The sequence below is a fragment of the Janibacter limosus NBRC 16128 genome (assembly GCF_001570985.1).
Taxonomy (GTDB): Bacteria; Actinomycetota; Actinomycetes; order Actinomycetales; family Dermatophilaceae; genus Janibacter; species Janibacter limosus.
In genome coordinates, this window is the sequence record NZ_BCSS01000010.1 from 48,041 (window position 1) to 61,722 (window position 13,682).

The window sequence follows — 13,682 nt, forward strand, 5'->3', positions numbered from 1 at the left end:
AACCAGCCCACTGTGCCCCACGTCACAGGGCCGTGGCAAAGTGCACCCGGATCGGCGTCGCGGGGCGGGGGTCGGCTACGACTACGCTGTGCCCGGTGGGGCCTCTAGCTCAATGGTAGAGCTGCGGACTTTTAATCCGTAGGTTGTGGGTTCGAGTCCCACGGGGCCCACCACCACACCACGGGGCCCACCACGGCGGCCGAAGGGGGATCCCCTCACCTCACCGCCGCAGCCGCGTCGACGACGCCCTCTCCGAAGATCCCGTTGCGCTGCGTCGTGCCCGCACATGTGACGACGCCTTCGTCCGCGGGGCAGGGCTGGTCGGTCGCCGTCTCCTGCAGCTTCGCCGCCACGTCCTCGGGGCGCATGCGCTCCCCATGGGCGCTGATGACCAGGGCCGCCGTCCCGGCGACGTGTGGGGAGGCCATCGAGGTCCCCTGCAGCCAGGTGTAGAGACCGCAGCGCTCGTCGGGGTCCGGGTCGGTGGCGCCGATGCCGTCGGGGCAGGCGCGCACGACTCGCTGGTTGCCGCTCTCGGTCACCCGGCCCTCGTCGTCGATCGCACCTTCGGTGCGGGCGAGGGCACGCGGCATGGCCGAGAGGATGCCGCCGCGGCCATCGCTCTCCTGGCCGCCGGGAGCGGCAATGTCGACCCGGTCGTCGCTCGGGTCCGAGGTCCAGTTGGAAAAGGTGGAGCGGACGTCGCCCTCGTCGACGGACGCGACGCCGATGACGTGCTCGCCGTCGAGGGGGAGGCGCTCGCAACCCTGGGGGTCGACCGTGCGGTCGTGGGCGGCCCCGCCGTAGTTGGGGCTCGTCCCGTCCTGGCCCCTGGCCCCGACGTCCGCGCCTTCGTTGCCGGCCGAGCTGACGATGGTCACGCCGGCCTCGTCGGTGACGTCGTAGGCGCGGTGCATGAGCTCGATCGCGACGTCCTGGAAGGCGGCCTGCTCGGGGGAGTCCCCGTCGGCCCCGCCGCGGCAGGCGATGATCCACGGGTCGACGTAGTAGCTCATGTTGACCACGTCGAGGCGCTGGTCAGCGGCATAGGTCAGAGCGTTGACCGTCGGGCCGAGGAAGAACATGCCCGAGTCCTGTCCGGCGCGCAGGTCCACGAGTGTGATGCCCGGCGCGACTCCGGTGACGCCGAGGTCGTTGGCCGCGGCGGCGATGGTGCCGGCGACATGGGTGCCGTGCCCACCGTCGTCCGTGCCGACGGGATCGACGCAGCTGTCGACCTCGCAGGGCCCGTCGATGTCGGGCATGTCGGTGACGAAGGAGCGCGACAGCCCAGTGTCGAGCACCGGCGCCAGGTCGGGGTGGCTCGCGTCGACGCCGGTGTCGATGACACCGACCCGCACCTCGCGCCGTCCTGTGGTCACCTCGTGCGCGCCGGCCACGTCGATGGCCTGCGTGCCCCAGAGCCACCCGTCGAAGGGGTCCCCGCCGTCAGGGGCCGAGGGCGGCGGTGGGATGTCCGTCGCCGGGGTGAGGTCGCCGGCCGTCGGCACCTGCGGGTCGTCCGGTGTCCAGTCCGCATTGCGGTCGGTGACGGCCGCGGAGACGCCGTCGACCCCCTTCGCCCTTTGCTCGACGTCGTCGTCGCTGCTGCGCAGGGTGACCATGCCGATCGAGGTGTTGATCGAGGTGAGGGCCAGCCCGTCGCCCTTGAGGGCGTCCGCGATGTCCTGGGTGGCCGCGGGGTCCTCCGCGACGACGACCCAGTCGCGTCCCTCACGCGGGGGAGCGAAGGTCTGCACGGCGGTGTCCGTGGGAGCGCTCGACGGCGCGGGATCCGCGCTCGAGCTCGAGCTCGTTGCCGTCGAGGAGTCGCCTCCCACGAGGGAGCACCCGCCCACGGTCATCGTCAGCGCGACGAGCGCGCCCCAGGTCCTGCGTGCCTGCATGTGCATCCCCATCGATCGGTGCGTCGTCGCAGTCTACGGACGGAGGTGGCCCGCCTCCCGGCCCATGGCGTACTGTCGCCAGCGAGTCAGACGCACACCAGTGCAAAGGGAATCCGGTGAGAGTCCGGAGCTGTCGCGCAGCGGTATGGGTGACCGACGGGGTAGGAACCACTGGACCGAGAGGTCCGGGAAGGAACCCCGTCGGGTCGATCCCGAGTCCGAAAACCTGCTGGCTCGTCTCATCCGACCGGGCCTCGCGATCAGGCCCCCGATGCACTGGAGACCTCCGTGTCCCACAACCGCCCCGGCGGCCGTCGCGTCCCCGCGACCCCGCTGGTCGTCACGCTCGTCGGCCTCGCCCTCGTGAGCGCCGTCGCGTCGCTCGCCCTCGGCTCCGAGCCGCTCGCCGTGTCGGGGGTGATCGACGTCCTGCGCGCCCGCCTCACCGGCGCCCCCGGGCCCGACCCCACCTACGACACGATCGTCTGGGAGCTGCGTGCGCCCCGCGTCATCATGGCGATGGTCGTGGGAGCGGGTCTGGCCATGGCGGGTGCCTGCATGCAGACCCTCGTGCGCAACCCGCTCGCTGACCCCTATCTCCTGGGTGTCTCCTCCGGGGCGGGCGTCGGCGCGACCCTGGTCATCGTGCTCGGGGTGCTGAGCGGCTTCGGGATCTGGGCGCTCTCGCTCGGCGCGCTCGCCGGAGCGCTCGCCGCGACCGGCCTCGTCTTCGGCGTCTCCATGTGGCAGGGCGGGATCACCCCCCTTCGTCTCGTCCTGACGGGCGTGGTGATGTCCGCCGCCTTCTCGTCGGTCTCGAGCTTCCTCGTCTTCTTCAGCGCCGACCCGCGGGCGACGCAGTCGGTGCTCTTCTGGCTGCTGGGCAGCCTCTCGGGCTCCGTCTGGGACCAGATCCTGCCGTCCGTGATCGTCGTCGTCGTCGCGACGGGGGTGCTCATGGCGCTGCACGCCTGGCTCGATGCGCTGGCCGCCGGCGCGGACGTCGCGGCAACGCTCGGGGTGCCGGTCAAGGGGCTGCGGATCGGGCTCTTCGTCCTCACGTCCGTGCTCGTCGGCGTGCTCGTCGCCGTCTCGGGTGGGATCGGCTTCGTCGGCCTCGTCGTGCCGCACCTCGCCCGGATCCTCGTCGGTGCGCTCCACCGCAATGTCCTGCCCGTCGCCGCCGTGGGCGGTGCGCTCCTCATGCTCTGGGTCGACGTCGCCGCCCGGGTCGTCGTGCGACCGCAGGAGATCCCGCTGAGCGTCGTCACCGGGATCGTCGGGGCCCCGATCTTCCTCCTGCTCCTCGGGCGACGGCACTACACCTACTCCGGAGGCGACGCATGAGCCACCTCACCAGCCGTGGCCTGACCTGCTCGATCGACGGCCGTCCGATCGTCTCCGATGTCGACCTCGAGATCGAGCGTGGCGAGATGGTCGCGCTCGTCGGTCGCAATGGCAGCGGCAAGTCCACGCTGATCCGCTCCCTGACGGGCCTGCGAGCGCCGGCCCGTGGCTCCGTGCACGTCGACGGCACGGACCTCGCCGCGCTCACACCGCGCCAGCGTGCAGGTCTCATGGCCCACGTCGGGCAGGAGGACGGGCCACCCGAGGACCTCCTGGTCGGGGAGATGGTCGCCATGGGACGCATCCCTCACCGACCCCCGTGGTCCGTCGGGGCGAAGGGAGAGCGCCGTCTCGTCCTCGATGCGCTGGCCGCCGTCGGCATGGCGGCGCATGTCGACCACCCCTGCCAGCACCTGTCGGGCGGCGAGCGCCGTCGGGTGATGCTCGCCCGGGGTCTCGCCCAGGGCACCGACCTGCTCGTCCTCGACGAGCCGACCAACCACCTGGACATCCACCACCAGGTCCAGCTCCTCGACACCGTCCGCGGGCTGGGCCGCACGGTCCTCGCCGCCGTCCACGACCTGTCCCTGGCGGCGACGCACTTCGACCGGGTGGCCGTCCTCCACGAGGGCCGGCTGCACGCGGTCGGCACGCCGACCGAGGTGCTCACCCCGCAGACCATCGGGCTGGTCTTCGGCGTCGAGGCCGCCCAGCTCACCGACCCGGCCACCGGCCGGGTCCACCTGGTCCTCGGAGCCGGAGCGTCCGTCCCCGCCCCACGAAAGGTCCCGGCATGACCCCCCTTCGTCCCGTGCGCGCAGGCGCCGCCCTCCTCGTCGCAGGGCTGCTGGCCGCCTGCGGCACCGGCAGCGACGCCCGGTCCACCTCGGCCTCGACGCAGGTGACCGTCACCAACTGCGGTGCGGAGGTGGCCTTCCCCGCACCCGCGCAGCGGATGTACGTGGGTGGCGACGGCAATCTGCTCGCGATGGTCCTGGCGCTCGGCGCGCAGGACCAGGTCGCCGGCGTGGTCGGCCTCGACGACACGAAGCCGGTGCTGTCGAGCGTCTACGGCGCCGATGTCGTCGACGGGCTGACCGAAGCCACCCCGGATCACCCGACGATGGAAAATGTCATCGCCCAACGGCCGGATGTCGTGCTCGCGGGCTGGAGCTACGGGTACTCGGAGGAGAAGAAGCTCACCCCCGACCTGCTCGCCGACCGGGACATCGGTGGCTACGTCCTCTCGGAGAGCTGCCGTCAGGCCGATGGCCGGCGCGGCACCATGCCGCCGTGGGAGGCGCTGCGGGCAGACATCCACAACCTCGGCGCGATCACCGGGCGGGTCGATGCTGCCGCGCAGGTCAACGCGGACATCGACCGTCGACGCACCGCGCTCGACGACGCCCCGCAGGCGGCGGATGCGCCCACCGTCTTCCTCTTCGACTCCGGCACCCAGCAGATCTTCACGTCCGGCGCCTACGGCGGCCCCCAGGCGATCATCGAGACGGCCGGCGGCCGCAACGCGACGGAGGACGTCAAGGACACGTGGACCGAGGTCTCCTGGGAGCAGCTCGTCTCGTCCGAGCCGGATGCCTTCGCCTTCGTCGACTACGACGGGCAGAGCTTCGAGGACAAGGTCAAGGTGCTCAAGAGCAACCCCGCGACCAAGGACTTGCCGGCCGTCCTGGAGGAGCGGTTCGTCAACCTGCCGATCTCCGCCTGGACGAGCAGCCCGCTCAACATCGACGCCGCCGAACAGCTGCGGGCCACGCTCGAGGAGCACGACCTCGTCCCCGAGAGCGGGATCGAGCCGCAGCACGACCTCCAGCCATGAGTGCAGCAGGCGAAGGGAGGCACGCGCCACACCCATGGGCGTTGCCGGCGTCGATGGCTAAGGTTGAGGGCGTGGGAGTTACGTACGAAGCATCCGACCGCCTGGCCCGAATCGTCCTCGACCGGCCCGAGGCCGGCAATGCGCTCGACCTCGAGATGGCTCGCGCCCTGCGCGAGCAGGTCGAGCGTGCGCTGGGCGACCCCTATGTCGACATCCTGACGCTGACCGCCAACGGCAAGGACTTCTGCCTCGGCTCCGACACGAGCGACGCTGAGGCAGCCGACGACCCGACGACCGCGGTCTTCGAGCTCGCGGCCGCGCTCGAGGAGCTCTTCTCGCTGCTCAACTCCTCGACCAAGCTGGTCCTCGTCGGCGTGCACGGCCGGGCCATGGGCTCCGGCCTGGGGCTCGTCCTCGCGGGCGACCTGGCGTTCTGTGCCGATGACGCGACCTTCTGCGTCGCGCCCAAGGGCGGCACGGGTGCCCCTGACCCGGGGCTGGCCTGGCTGTTGCCGCGAGCCATCGGCCAGCAGCGCGCGCTCGCGTTCGGCCTGGGGGGCCGCACCCTCGACGCGTCGACGGCGGACGACTGGGGGATCGCTGAGCTCGCCCCGGACGGCGACATCGTCGCCGCCCTCAAGGATGCGGCGGACAACCTCGGCGGCAAGCACCTGTGGGCCAACTCCGAGATGCGTCGCCTGCTGCATGCCTCGTGGGAGACCTCACGCACCGAGCTGTCCCAGTCCGAGGCCGTCACCCTCGTGCGCGCCCTCCTCACCCGCAGCAAGGGCTGAGTCGTGGGCGAGCCGGGCAAGCCCCGCCGCCCGCTCCACTTCGGGCCGGACGCCATGGAGGCCCACGGCGGCACCATGCCCGACCCCGCAGAGACCGCAGCGGCGGCGCATGCCGCGGCCGCGACGGTCGTCGAGGCCGGCCGTGGCGACTCCTCACCGGCGACGACGGCGCGCCTGGTGCGGCTCGTCGAGGACCTGGGCATCGACACGCTGGCCCAGCTGTGGGCGGGCCGTCCTGCGCGCAGCCTGCCGGGGGCGCTGTGGCGTGTCTACGTGCTCCGGGCATGGATCCAGCGCAACCCGGAGGTCGCTGCTCGCGAGTACGCGGCAGGACTGGTCGTCGCCCAGGTCAGCCATGTCATCGCCGGTGTCGTGGACCCGCCGGGCACCGATGAGGTCAAGGACCTGTCGGACCGGATCCTCGGGGGCGTCTTCGACGGCGACCTGGCAGTGGCCCTGGAGCGCGCGGGAGCCTTCTGTCGTGTGGTGGCCACCGGCCGCGCCCACCTCGAGGACGGGGACGTCGCTGCTGCCGCGGCGATGGTGACCACCGCGGAGGACCTGGAGGCCAGCGCTCGCCTGTGGCGGCGCGGCGCGCTCGACTGACCTCGGCGCGTCAGGACCAGCAGGGAATGAACGTGACCTTGCTCGCCGTTAGGCTGGGTGGGTGCACCGGGTCGCGGTAGCCCCGGGTCCCAAAATACGCCGCCACGAGCGGCCGTGCGCCGTGAGGCGCTCCCGACCCGGTGCACTCCTCGAGCAGCCGGTGAACGCCCGATGACGCGCAGATGGCCAGACGGTCCTACGCTATGGATGTCCCTGCTCCCATCTTACGAACCGGAGTCTGACGCCCGTGGGCATCTTCCGACCGTCCTCTCGTGACGACGCGTTCTTCCAGCTCTTCGCCGACAGCGCTCGCCAGAGCGTCTTGGCGGCCGAGACCCTCACCCAGATGTTGGCCGCAGATGCCGCCGAGCGCGAGGTGCTCCTGCCTCAGCTCAAGGACATCGAGCACGAGGCGGATGAGGCGACGCACGCGATCATCCGCAAGGTCAACACCAGCTTCGTCACCCCCTTCGACCACGGTGACATCGTCGAGCTGGCCGCGGCCCTCGACGACTGCACCGACGCCCTCGAGGCGGTGGGCCAGGCTGTCGTGCTCTACCGCATGGAGGCCCTGATGCCCGATGTCACCGGCCAGATGGAGGTCATCGTGCGGATGGCCCAGCTGACGGCGGACGCGATGCCACGCCTGGCGACGATGAAGGAGCTGCCCGAGTACTGGGTGGAGATCAATCGCCTCGAGAACGAAGGCGATGTCATCTATCGCACACTGCTGCGTGATCTCTTCTCCGGGGCGGTGACCGAGCCGATCGAGGTCATCAAGCACAAGGACATCATCGAGCGCCTCGAGCAGGCGGCCGATTGCTTCGAGACGGTCGCGCACCGGGTCGAGAGCATCGTCATCAAGGAGTCCTGACGCTCGTGGAGTGGATCCCCGTTGCACTCGTCACCATCCTGGCGATGGGCTTCAACTACACCAACGGCTTCCATGACGCAGCCAATGCGATCGCCACGTCGGTCTCGACCCGTGCGCTCACGCCTCGGGCCGCGCTCGCCATGGCTGCCGTGGCCAACCTCTTCGGTGCCTTCTTCGGCGCCAAGGTCGCCGAGACCGTGGGCAAGGGCATCATCGATGCCCCGGGCGGCAACCTGGGCCTCGTGCTCTGTGGCGCCGCACTGCTCGGCGCGATCATCTGGAACCTGCTCACCTGGTGGTTCGGTCTGCCGTCCTCCTCCTCGCACGCACTCATCGGCGGGCTCGGCGGGGCGGCCCTGGTCGCCGGTGCCGCGGTGAAGTGGATGGGCATCTTCGAGAAGGTCATCATCCCGATGCTCATCTCACCGGTGGTCGGGATCATCGTCGGCTTCCTGGTGATGAAGCTGATCCTGCGGGTCTTCCGCGACGCCAACCCCGGCAAGACCAAGAGAGGCTTCCGCCTGGCGCAGACGGCCTCCGCGGCCGCGATGGCCTTCGGCCACGGCATGCAGGACGCTGCCAAGACGGCCGGTGTCGTCGTCCTCGCGCTCACCGTCTCCGGTCACCAGCCCGACGGGGACCACAGCATCCCGATGTGGGTGCTCGTCATGTCGGCCGTCGTCATCTCGATGGGTACCTATGCGGGGGGCTGGCGGATCATGCGCACGCTGGGTCGCGGCATCATCCACCTGGACCCGCCGCAGGGCTTCGCTGCCGAGGTCACGGCAGCGTCGATCCTCTACGTCGCCACGATGCTCAAGGCGCCGATCTCGACGACGCACGCGATCACCGCGGCGATCATGGGGGTCGGGTCCACGAAGTCGCTCAAGGCGGTCCGGTGGGGCGTGGCCAAGAACATCGTCGGCGCGTGGATCTTCACCTTCCCCGGTGCGGGTCTCTGCGCGGCCGTGATGATGTGGATCGGGATGCTCGCCTTCGGCGTCTGACCCCTCCACCAGCTCCACGACGAGCGGCCGACGGATCCCCCCTGCGGGTCCGTCGGCCGTCGCCGTTCTGCTGACCCCCGACGAAGGGGGCGGTCTGTCAGCCGAAGCGGCCGGAGATGTAGTCCTCCGTCGCCTTCTCGCCCGGGTTGTTGAAGATCTTCTGGGTGTCGTCGAACTCCACGAGCTGACCCGGCTTGCCGGTGCCCTCGATGTTGAAGAAGCCGGTGCGGTCGGAGCACCGCGCCGCCTGCTGCATGTTGTGGGTGACGATGACGATGGTGTAGTTCTCCTTCAGCTGCGCGATGAGGTCCTCGACCGCCAGCGTGGAGATCGGGTCCAGTGCCGAGCACGGCTCGTCCATGAGGACGACCTCGGGCTTCACGGCGATCGTGCGCGCGATGCACAGACGCTGCTGCTGGCCGCCGGACAGGCCCGAGCCGGGCTTGTCGAGACGGTCCTTGACCTCGTTCCAGAGGTTGGCACCGCGCAGGCTGCTCTCGACGAGCTCGTCGGCGTCAGAACGCTTGATGCGCTTGTTGTTGAGCTTGACCCCGGCCAGGACGTTTTCCTTGATGGACATCGTGGGGAAGGGGTTGGGCTTCTGGAAGACCATGCCCACCTTGCGGCGGACCATGACCGGGTCGACACCCTTGGCGTAGAGGTTCTCCCCGTCGATGATGACCTCACCATCGACCCGGGCTCCCGGGATCACCTCGTGCATGCGGTTGAGCGAGCGGAGGAAGGTTGACTTGCCACAGCCCGAGGGGCCGATGAGTGCCGTGACCGAGCGAGGCTCGATGGTGACGGACACGTCCTTCACAGCGAGGAAGTCGCTGTAGTAGATGTCAAGGTTCTTGACGTCGATGCGCTTGGACACGTGATGGTTCCTTGTCTGAGTCGCGTCAGCGACCGGTCTTGGGGGCGAAGAACGTGGAGATGAGGCGGGCGACGATGTTGAGGACCATGACCAGCACCATGAGCACCAGGGCCGCAGTCCATGCGGCCGCGAGGCTGTCGTCCTTGTTGGTGCCCGGGTTGGCATAGGAGCTGTACGCGAAGAGCGGCAGCGCCGACATCGACCCCTCGACCGGGTTGAAGTTGACCGCGCGGGAGGCGCCCATCGTGATCAGGAGCGGCGCGGTCTCACCCATGACGCGCGCGATGGCCAGGGTGATCCCCGTGGCGAGACCGGCGATGGCGGTGGGCAGGACGACCTTGGCGATCGTCAGCCACTTGGAGACGCCCAGGGCGTAGCTGGCCTCGCGCAGCTCGTTGGGCACCAGGCGCAGCATCTCCTCGCTCGAGCGGACCACCGTCGGGATCATCAGCACCGACAGCGCGACGGCCCCGACGATGCCTGCCTGATAGGCGACGTCGCCGAGGGCCATGGTGAAGAAGCCGATGGCGAAGAGCCCGGCGACGATCGAGGGGATGCCGGTCATGACGTCGACGAAGAAGGTCAGACCACGCGCCAGGACACCCTTGTTGCCGTACTCGACGAGGTAGATCGCGGCGAAGAGACCGATGGGGACCGAGATCAACGTGGCGATGCCCGTCGTGATGATCGTGCCGATGATCGCGTGGTAGGCCCCACCGATGTCCCCGGAGCCGACACCGCGCATCGAGTAGGTGAAGAACTCGATGTCGAAGCGGTCCAACCCCTTGGACAGGATGGTCCAGATCACCGAGATGAGCGGCACCATCGCCAGGAGGAAGGCCGTCGTGACCACGCCGGTCACCATGCGGTCCGTGGCGTGGCGTGCCCCCTCGACCGCGCGCGCCGCGACGTAGATGGCCACGCAGTAGATCAGCGCGCCGACGAGGATGGTGCTGAGCGGGTTGAGGGCGCCGAGCGCGGCCAGCAGGGCGATCGCGACGATGGCTGAGCCGGTGAGGATGGCCCAGCGGGCCGGCTTCTCCAGGCGACCGACGGCCTGCACGTCGTCATGGGTGGTGGCGGTCATCAGTTGGCTCCAGAGAACTCGGACCGGCGGGAGATGATCCACCGGGCGAACATGTTGACGAGGAAGGTGACGACGAAGAGCGCCAGGCCGGAGACGAAGAGCGTGCTGCGCTCCACTCCGAAGGACTCGGGGAAGTTCAGCGCGATGTCACCGGCGATGGTGCCCGGCGTGTTGGCCGTGAGCAGCTCCCACGAGTAGCCGCCGCCGCTGGCCGACAGGATGATGGCCACGGCCATCGTCTCGCCGAGCGCGCGGCCCAGGCCGAGCATGGCGCCCGAGACGACACCGGACTTGCCGAAGGGGATGACCGTCTGGCGGATCATCTCCCACCGGGTGGCGCCGAGGGCGAGCGAGGCCTCCTCGTGCAGGCGCGGGGTCTGGAGGAAGACCTCGCGGTTCACGGCGGTCATGATCGGCAGGATCATGATGGCCAGCACGATGCCGATCATGAGCATGGTGCGACCGGTCGTGGTCACCGTCCCCGAGAACAGGGGGATGAAGCCGAGGTGCTCGTTGAGGAACGCGAACGACGGGACCGCGCTGCCAGCGATCTGCATGCCCCAGAGGCCGAAGATGATCGACGGGACGGCGGCGAGCAGGTCGACGACGTAGCCCAGGCCCGAGGCCAGGCGGCGCGGGGCGTAGTGGCTGATGAAGAGGGCGATCCCCATGGACAGCGGCACCGCGATGAGCAGGGCGATGACCGAGGACAGCAGGGTCCCGAAGATCAGCGGACCGACATAGGCGACCAGCCCGGCACCACCGCGGACCTCGCTGCCGTCGGCGACGAGGGCGTCCTTGGCTCCCCAGAAGAGGAAGAAGGTGACGCCGATGAGGACGAGGAGGATGACGATCCCGGCGGAGTGGGACAGCGCGCTGAAGATCGCGTCACCGAACCGGCGCCCGGATCTCAGGCTGGATGTCTTGGTCGTGTCCACTGCTGGCGTGCTGCTCACGGTGTCCTGCTGCTTCCTTCAGGGGGAGGGACGGGCGACGGGCGACACGCCGATCGGCCCTGTGACTGCTGGGCAGCCACAGGGCCGATCGGATCGACCGGTGGGGTCACGCTCGTCAGTCGGTCTTGATCTGGTCCAGCGCGGAGGTGGCGCTCTTGGTGGAGCCCTCGCTCAGCGCAGCGGAGCCGGCAGCGTCGGTGGAGGCCTTCTGGCCGTCCTCCGAGATGGCGTACTCGAGGTAGGCCTTGACGGTCTTGGCCGTCTCCGGGTCCTTGTAGTCGGTGCAGGCGACCGCGTAGGAGACCAGGACCACCGGGTAGACGCCCTCGCCGGCGTTGCCACGGTCGAGCTTGACGGCGAAGTTGGTCGCGCTGGACTCGTCGGTGCGCTTCGCGCTCTCGAGGATCTTGGCGGCGGCGTCGGGGCTGTACTCGATGAACTCCTTGCCGGCCTTGATCTTGGCCGCGGTGAGGTCACCGATCTGCGAGGCGTCGGCGTAGCCGATGTTGCCCTCGCCGGCGCCGATGGTGTCGACGACACCGGAGGTGCCCTTGGCCGCCTCGCCACCCTTGACGGGCCACACGTCGTCGGGCTCGTGCTTCCAGTTCTCCGGGGCTGCCTCAGCCAGGTACGAGGAGAAGTTCTTCGACGTGCCGGACTCGTCCGAGCGGTTGACCGGCGTGATCTTGGTGTCGGGCAGCGTGACGCCCTTGTTGTCCTTGGCGATCGCCGGGTCGTTCCAGGTCTTGATCTTGCCGGAGAAGATGTCCGCGATGACCGGCGCGCTCAGGTTGAGGCTGTCGACGCCCTTGAGGTTGAAGGCGACGGCGATCGGGGAGACGTAGATGGGGAACTGGATCGTCTCGCCGGTGCAGCCCTTCTCCTTCGCGGAGGCGATCTCCTCCTCGGACATGGCCGAGTCGGTGCCGGCGAAGTTGACGGCGCCGTTGATGAACTTCTCCCGGCCGGTGCCCGAGCCGTCGGGCGCGTACTCGACGGTGGCGTCGGGCGCCTCGTCGGTGAACTTGGCGATCCACTCGTTCTGGGCCTTCTCCATGGAGCTGGCGCCGGCACCCTTGATCGTGCCGGCCACGGCGTCGGAGCTCGAGTCGGAGCCGGAGGTGGAGTCGGAGCCACCTTCGTTGCCCGCGCCACAGGCGGCCATGGAGAAGGTGAGGGCGAGGGCAGCGGTCGTGGTGAGGACCTTGCGGCTGCGGGTGGAGCGAGTCACGTCTGTCAGACCTCTCTGAGGGGGTGGACACGGACACGCGACGAGGGCAGCCCGCCGCGACCGCCGTGGTCGTACGTTGACGAAGGTAGGGACGCTCGGTGACCGGACGGTCCGCAATCGGTGAACACTCGGTGAATCGCACCTGCACAGTGCGTGGTTCAGGTCGCGGGTGCGTCACACCCGGGGTATGGCAGGAGGTCTCTCAGCCGCGATCGAGCGGGTGGTGCCGCTCGGCGGCGACGACCCGGGCGGCCTCACCCGTCCCCACGATGTGGGCGAGCAGGACCTCCCCCTTCGCCAGTCCGTCGGTGGCGACCTCGTCGATGACCGAGCGGGCCACCAGCCCCGGCGCCAGTGCGGGATCGACCCGATCGAGCAGCCGCTTGACGAGGTCGGGGAGCACCGGTCCGTGGCTGCACAGGCAGGCCGGGACACCTCGGACGAGCAGCCGGTCCAGGTGGTGCCCGGCACGGCTGGGGTCCTGGGCGTAGCCCTCCTCCGACAGCCCGGGCTTGAGATGGAGCCTGCCGCCGCTGGCCGTGGCATAGGGAGCGAGCGTGTCGCTGGCTCGCGTGGACGGGCTGCTCACCAGACGCTCGATGCCGTACCCGGCGAGCAGGGGGACGAGCTCGGAGGCCTGTGCGCGGCCTCGATCATCGAGGGGACGCAGCCAGTCGTCGTCAGTCCAGGAGGCGCGAGGTCGTGCCTTGGCGTGGCGCAGGATCGCCAGCGGCCATGTCGTCAGGGTGCCGCTGGAGTCGGCGGCCAGGAGTGCCGCCACCTGCGCCCGGTCGTGCGCGTAGGTGAGGCGCTGCTGGGCCGCAGCGGCCTCGACCCAGTCGACTGCGTCGACCTCGTGCACCAGCCCGCCGTCACCGCCGGTGACCTCCGCGGCCCAGTAGCGCACCTCCTTGACCGCGGCGCCGGTCCGGGTGGCGACCGTGTAGGTCGTCGTGGGCAACGGATGCCCCAGGCGCACCCGTAGTCCGGTCTCCTCGAGGGTCTCCCGCACGCCGGCGACGGGGAAGGTCTCGCCGCGCTCGAGCTTGCCCTTGGCCCACGACCAGTCGTCGTACCGGGGGCGGTGGACGAGTGCGACCTGCAGGTGACCACGTCGGCGACGCCACGGCAGGGTGCCTGCCGCCAGGACCGTCGCCAT

General features: G+C 69.8%; 13 protein-coding genes, 1 tRNA gene and 1 riboswitch. Of the genes, 8 read left to right on the plus strand and 6 right to left on the minus strand.

The genetic code is table 11. The features are described 5' to 3' along the window. Window positions 1–98 precede the first annotated feature (98 nt). Window positions 99–173, plus strand: a tRNA-Lys gene (locus tag JLI01S_RS05410). Between the two features lie 42 nt (window positions 174–215). Here JLI01S_RS05410 and JLI01S_RS05415 read toward each other — a convergent pair. Further along, window positions 216–1,907 (minus strand): S8 family peptidase, encoded by a 1,692-nt coding sequence (locus JLI01S_RS05415; protein WP_169797290.1) that lies wholly within the window; start codon window positions 1,905–1,907, stop codon window positions 216–218. A 66-nt stretch (window positions 1,908–1,973) separates the two neighbouring features. After that, window positions 1,974–2,155: riboswitch (cobalamin riboswitch) on the plus strand. Between the two features lie 40 nt (window positions 2,156–2,195). Here JLI01S_RS05415 and JLI01S_RS05420 point away from each other — a divergent pair. From JLI01S_RS05420 to JLI01S_RS05450, 7 genes are all read left to right on the plus strand, one after another. Further along, complete coding sequence (locus JLI01S_RS05420) at window positions 2,196–3,254, plus strand: FecCD family ABC transporter permease (RefSeq protein WP_068261193.1); 1,059 nt, start codon at window positions 2,196–2,198, stop codon at window positions 3,252–3,254. Beyond that, window positions 3,251–4,051 (plus strand): ABC transporter ATP-binding protein, encoded by an 801-nt coding sequence (locus JLI01S_RS05425; protein WP_068261196.1) that lies wholly within the window; start codon window positions 3,251–3,253, stop codon window positions 4,049–4,051. The genes JLI01S_RS05420 and JLI01S_RS05425 overlap by 4 nt, the downstream gene beginning before the upstream one ends. After that, a complete protein-coding gene (locus JLI01S_RS05430; RefSeq protein ID WP_068261198.1) occupies window positions 4,048–5,091 on the plus strand; it encodes an ABC transporter substrate-binding protein in 1,044 nt (347 codons plus the stop codon). Before JLI01S_RS05425 ends, JLI01S_RS05430 begins: the two co-directional genes overlap by 4 nt. 71 nt (window positions 5,092–5,162) lie before the next feature. After that, window positions 5,163–5,885 carry an enoyl-CoA hydratase/isomerase family protein gene (locus tag JLI01S_RS05435; RefSeq protein WP_068261201.1) on the plus strand — a complete coding sequence of 241 codons (723 nt, stop codon included), beginning with the start codon at window positions 5,163–5,165 and terminating at the stop codon, window positions 5,883–5,885. A 3-nt stretch (window positions 5,886–5,888) separates the two neighbouring features. Further along, window positions 5,889–6,491 carry a hypothetical protein gene (locus JLI01S_RS05440; protein WP_068261204.1) on the plus strand — a complete coding sequence of 201 codons (603 nt, stop codon included), beginning with the start codon at window positions 5,889–5,891 and terminating at the stop codon, window positions 6,489–6,491. A 247-nt stretch (window positions 6,492–6,738) separates the two neighbouring features. Then, the gene (locus tag JLI01S_RS05445) at window positions 6,739–7,365 is read left to right on the plus strand and encodes a DUF47 domain-containing protein (RefSeq protein WP_084349219.1); all 627 of its coding nucleotides are present in this window, start codon (window positions 6,739–6,741) and stop codon (window positions 7,363–7,365) included. A gap of 5 nt (window positions 7,366–7,370) precedes the next feature. After that, on the plus strand, window positions 7,371–8,372 hold the full coding sequence (locus tag JLI01S_RS05450; RefSeq protein WP_281177451.1) for an inorganic phosphate transporter: 1,002 nt from the start codon (window positions 7,371–7,373) through the stop codon (window positions 8,370–8,372). A 97-nt stretch (window positions 8,373–8,469) separates the two neighbouring features. Here the strand turns inward: JLI01S_RS05450 and pstB are convergent, their stop codons facing one another. The 5 genes from pstB to JLI01S_RS05475 form a co-directional block, all read right to left on the minus strand. Continuing rightward, window positions 8,470–9,249 carry a phosphate ABC transporter ATP-binding protein PstB gene (gene pstB / locus JLI01S_RS05455; protein ID WP_068261207.1) on the minus strand — a complete coding sequence of 260 codons (780 nt, stop codon included), beginning with the start codon at window positions 9,247–9,249 and terminating at the stop codon, window positions 8,470–8,472. A 25-nt stretch (window positions 9,250–9,274) separates the two neighbouring features. Further along, the gene (gene pstA, locus JLI01S_RS05460; protein ID WP_068261209.1) at window positions 9,275–10,336 is read right to left on the minus strand and encodes a phosphate ABC transporter permease PstA; all 1,062 of its coding nucleotides are present in this window, start codon (window positions 10,334–10,336) and stop codon (window positions 9,275–9,277) included. Then, window positions 10,336–11,274 carry a phosphate ABC transporter permease subunit PstC gene (gene pstC / locus JLI01S_RS05465; protein WP_068261212.1) on the minus strand — a complete coding sequence of 313 codons (939 nt, stop codon included), beginning with the start codon at window positions 11,272–11,274 and terminating at the stop codon, window positions 10,336–10,338. Before pstC ends, pstA begins: the two co-directional genes overlap by 1 nt. 133 nt (window positions 11,275–11,407) lie before the next feature. Then, complete coding sequence (gene pstS / locus JLI01S_RS05470) at window positions 11,408–12,523, minus strand: phosphate ABC transporter substrate-binding protein PstS (RefSeq protein ID WP_068261215.1); 1,116 nt, start codon at window positions 12,521–12,523, stop codon at window positions 11,408–11,410. 202 nt (window positions 12,524–12,725) lie between these two features. Continuing rightward, the gene (locus JLI01S_RS05475) at window positions 12,726–13,682 is read right to left on the minus strand and encodes an NUDIX hydrolase (RefSeq protein WP_068261217.1); all 957 of its coding nucleotides are present in this window, start codon (window positions 13,680–13,682) and stop codon (window positions 12,726–12,728) included.